Genomic DNA, 2,626 nt, shown 5'->3' on the forward strand with positions numbered 1-2,626 from the left:
CGCTCTCCGTTACCCCCAGTGCGTTTGCTGACGACCAGGGTTACGCTCCTGGTTACTACATGACACCGCAGGCTTACTATGGTCAACGTACAGACTATAGGTCCCGTGATGAGCACAGATACAGAGATGGTGAGCGACACAGAGAAGATCGGCAGCATAGGCGCCGAGATTATCATCGCGGCGACCATTAGGCAGCCGATCCCGGGAGTCTACGGATCTCTATTTGCGCAACCGGATACCCAAAATTTTACCTTCTGGCAAATGGCGCGAGGCGTCATGTAGCGCACCCGGTGGTCATGCTTGCTGGCCCACAGCCAAACTGGCCAGCCACCTTATAATACGAAGCACGATGAGGGATTAATGTCGCGGTGACGGCCGGCAGTGTGAGGCCTGGCACGACACGACGAGCTCGGCCCGGTGAAAAAGCCGGGCCGAGCTGTGTCTGAATACATCGCCATATCCACAAATGCAGCAAGTTAACGCTACTCAGTATATACCGGATCCCCAAGGCCGACGGCTACTGGACCATTCCAGGAGTGGCTTCCTGAAGGGGAATAAACATATTCCGGGGAATACCTACTAAGGTCTGAATATGCGCAGAATGGCTGGAGATTTTGCGGCATGGAGCGTAGCCATGCCGATATGACCCCACCAGTACAACCAGACAAATGACGAAAGAAAATCGTGCATTTTCTTGGGAATCTGGTAGAAGCTTATGGGGGCTGCCACTCCGTAATTTGGAATTAAGAAAAACATGATAAATCCCAAGAAGGCCATGCCGGTCACGGCAAGCAAACCAAGACCATGTATCATGCCCGGTAAACCGCCGCGCATCCCACTGGGTGGCAACCTTCTCTCTGCCAGCCCCTTTATATCCCTGCATATATTTTCCAAATACTCGCCACTGTACGGGAAAAGGTGCGCGCGTATGCTTTTGTTATAGTAAACTTGGGTCCAGAATGCAATAACAATGACTGTGGCAAACATGCCAACCCACATGTGGGCATGAAACAATAAATGCCGAAATGGAAGCTCACCAAACTTTTTCCATATGGCTTTCATATCGAGCTCACTGAAAAGCAGAAAAGTCACCACCAGTGCAAATCCCACATGTATCCATCGCGTACTTCTTGGCCATTCTTGAACATTTCCAGACATGTAAAACTCCGTAATTAGATGATATATAATTTGTAAAATAAAGCTGATTATTCACAGATCGAATCTTAACAGGTGACGCCGCATGCTGCAATCATCAATGCTGTTTTTGCATATTACTAAAAATCATAAATATAATGATTAACTGTCAAGTTGTGTTTGGCTTTTTCCTAACTGGCGATTAATGGCAATAATGCAACAGCCTCATATCATTACAGTTCCCATCCTATAATTTACCATCACGCCACCGAACACGAACCGCAGCACGCCTTCCCGGAATGATAGGTGGGTATTCTCATAATAATCGATATTACTGAAACCCTTTGACAAGTTATGACGCTATAACTTGTCAAAGGGCAACGCGTCACAGGACGCAGTGCCCTAAAACAGCTTAGAACTTGGCCGATACTGTCATAAAATACTGCCGGGGAGCGCCCGGATCAGCCAGAATGGCACCAGTACTGTTACCACTGAAGTACCCGCCACTGGTAATGTACTCAATGGGGTTATACTGTGCGTCAAAAAGATTGTATATCCCCACAGAGAGCTTCACGCCTTTTAGAGTCGGTATGTATGGATTCAAACGGCTTGTTTTTATCCCAAGGCTAAGGTTAGAGACGTTGTATCCCGGCTGCTTCTGATGCGATGGCGCACCGGTCACGTTGTTAAAGAGATACTGTGAGCTCGTGTACTGATCCACAAACTGGGGTGAGAACAGAAAGCCATGATAGTAGTACCGATAATCAATACCTGCACTCATGGTAAGGTCGTACCCCCACCCTGCGGAGTATATGAGGTATAGTACGAGTGATTGAATGCCAGATTAGCAAACAGGTGCCAGTTCCAGGAGGGATTATCGGCAATCGCGATATTTACGCCATTCACCACCGCATTCGCCGATGCAAATTTGGTTTGGGCGATATTGCTCAGGTAAGTCGCTATGGTCTCATTGGCCAGATGATCATAGTAGTAGTTGATGTTGAATGTGAAATTATGAAGCATCATCCAATTGTGCACCATGAACTTGGCACCCACTTCATAATCTGTACTTTTTACCGGCTTCAGACTATTGAAGTCGATGCCACCGCCGTGGCTATTATAGGCCCCAAAGTTATTATCCGTTGGATTTTGATAAGACTGAGCATAACTGGCATATATTGAACCCCACTTTACCGGGGCAAAGCGAATGCCAACCGAAGGTTCAAGACCGGATATGGTGTCCGCCGAGCTATTGATCAGCGTTTGATTCTGAGCACCGGCAGGAAGGTTGGTGAATGCCTGGTTCCCGTTATTATACATTTGGGTCTGGTACTGGACTGCAGCAATGCCCGGCGTAATCTTGAAGCCGGAAAACGGCGTGATCGTGTCTTGAATAAAGCCCGTCAAATAGTTGTTATACAGCACATCACTATTGTACTGACTGGGAAACGACGGACTGGTGCCGAGAAGCGTGTTGTATCCGGCATAGGGC

General features: G+C 47.8%; 3 protein-coding genes. All 3 read right to left on the reverse strand.

The features are described 5' to 3' along the window. Window positions 1–579: 579 nt before the first annotated feature. Window positions 580–1,158 (reverse strand): cytochrome b/b6 domain-containing protein, encoded by a 579-nt coding sequence (locus ACYCZJ_RS16415; RefSeq protein WP_461555297.1) that lies wholly within the window; start codon window positions 1,156–1,158, stop codon window positions 580–582. Window positions 1,159–1,546: 388 nt separating this feature from the next. Next, window positions 1,547–1,915, reverse strand: coding sequence for a hypothetical protein (locus tag ACYCZJ_RS16420; protein ID WP_461555298.1), 369 nt, complete (start codon window positions 1,913–1,915; stop codon window positions 1,547–1,549). Beyond that, window positions 1,912–2,626, reverse strand: a 715-nt coding sequence (locus ACYCZJ_RS16425; protein WP_461555299.1) for a TonB-dependent receptor domain-containing protein, incomplete at its 5' end; no start/stop codon positions are given. The genes ACYCZJ_RS16420 and ACYCZJ_RS16425, both read right to left, overlap by 4 nt.

It is taken from the genome of Sulfuriferula sp. (assembly GCF_054605375.1).